The organism is Vibrio sp. 10N.261.52.A1 (genome assembly GCF_002876325.1).
Taxonomy (GTDB): domain Bacteria; phylum Pseudomonadota; class Gammaproteobacteria; order Enterobacterales; family Vibrionaceae; genus Vibrio; species Vibrio chagasii.
Window position 1 is genome coordinate 1 of the sequence record NZ_MCYD01000125.1, and the last position, 1,675, is coordinate 1,675.

General features: G+C 45.5%; 2 protein-coding genes. One reads left to right on the forward strand and one right to left on the reverse strand.

Features of this window, described 5'->3' with window-relative positions:
- The first annotated feature begins 32 nt into the window (after nt 1-32).
- Entirely contained in the window at nt 33-572 is a 540-nt protein-coding gene (locus BCT81_RS01730; RefSeq protein WP_102423077.1) for a PadR family transcriptional regulator, read from the forward strand.
- 130 nt (nt 573-702) lie between these two features.
- Here BCT81_RS01730 and metF read toward each other — a convergent pair whose 3' ends face one another.
- A complete protein-coding gene (metF, locus tag BCT81_RS01735) occupies nt 703-1,602 on the reverse strand; it encodes a methylenetetrahydrofolate reductase (protein ID WP_102423076.1) in 900 nt (299 codons plus the stop codon).
- Nucleotides 1,603-1,675 lie beyond the last annotated feature (73 nt).

Genomic DNA, 1,675 nt, shown 5'->3' on the forward strand with positions numbered 1-1,675 from the left:
TTTGTTTACTGTTTACCATTTGGATTTCAGACATGTCATTACCACACGTAATTTTAACCGTTCTAAGTACACGCGACGCTACTGGTTACGATATCACAAAAGAATTCTCTGCAAGCATCGGTTACTTCTGGAAAGCTAGCCATCAACAAGTTTACCGCGAGCTAAATAAAATGGCTCAGAACGAACAGGTAACTTGCGTGCTTGAACCTCAAGAAGGCAAACCTGATCGTAAAGTTTACTCTATCACCGATGCTGGCCGCAGTGCTCTGGGTGAATGGTTTGAACAGCCGACTGCACACCCAACTGTTCGTGACGAGTTCTCAGCTAAGCTAATGGCTTGTGCTGTACAACCTTCTGACGCGTACCGTGTACAACTTTCTGAGCTTGTAGAAGAGTCTCGCAAACTGGTTTCTCACTACAAAGAAATCGAAGCAGCTTACTACGCAACGCCATCAACTCTAGACAAGCAAGCTCGCCTTGAGCGCCTAACACTTCGTCGTAACCTACTTATCCGTGAAGCATGGATTGTATGGGCTGAAGAAGTACTGCTTGAACTTGGTGCTATCGCTTAAGCAGAAGCTAGAAGCTAGAAGCTAGAAGCTGATAGAAAAATAAAAGGCTTGAACTCTTAGAGTCCAAGCCTTTTTTGTATCTGTAGGATTTGAATTAAACAGCGATGCTTTACAGGAGCTTAAGCTTTACTTAAAGCGCAGCGACTTGCGGACGAACACCTAACGTGTGGCAAAGTGCGTAAGTCATTTCTGCACGGTTTAGCGTGTAGAAGTGGAAGTCTTTCACACCTTCACGGCTCAGTGTACGAACCATATCAATCGCTTGGCTAGCACCAACAAGCTGACGAGTCGTTGGATCATCATCCAAGCCTTCAAATTGCTTCGCCATCCAGCCTGGTACTTTTACGTTATTCATCGCAGCAAAGCGAGACGCTTGCTTAAAGTTAGAAACTGGTAAGATACCCGGTACAATTTCAACATCAACGCCAGCCGCTACACAACGGTCACGGAAACGCAGGTAGCTTTCTACATCAAAGAAGAACTGGGTAATAGCTCGGTTAGCACCCGCATCTACTTTACGTTTTAGGTTGATAAGATCTGATTGAGCGCTTTTCGCTTCAGGGTGAACCTCTGGGAATGCCGCCACTGAAATATCAAAGTCGTGACGAGACTTGAGTAGCTCAACGAGGTCAGATGCGTACATTTCTGGTACACCACCACCTGGTGGAATATCACCACGCAGCGCAACGATGCTCTCAATGCCATTCGCCCAGTAATCGTCGGCAATTTGAATTAGCTCTTCGCGACTCGCATCAATACACGTTAGGTGCGGCGCAGCGACTAGACCTGTTTGGTTCTTGATTTCTTTAATGATTGAGTGGGTACGGTCACGCTCACCCGAGTTTGCACCGTAGGTCACTGATACAAATTTTGGTTGCAGCGTTTTAAGACGGTGAACAGAATTCCACAGGGTCTCTTCCATCTTTTCACTGCTTGGTGGAAAAAACTCAAATGACACATTGATGTTGTCAGAAAGCTCAGCGATATTCTGATTTAAAGCGTCGATATGACTAGCGTGTGTGTATCCCATCTTACTCTCCCTGTGGCAAAAGCAACCACTAAAATCTCAAATCCTCAAACGACGTTTAGACGTCTATATGTCT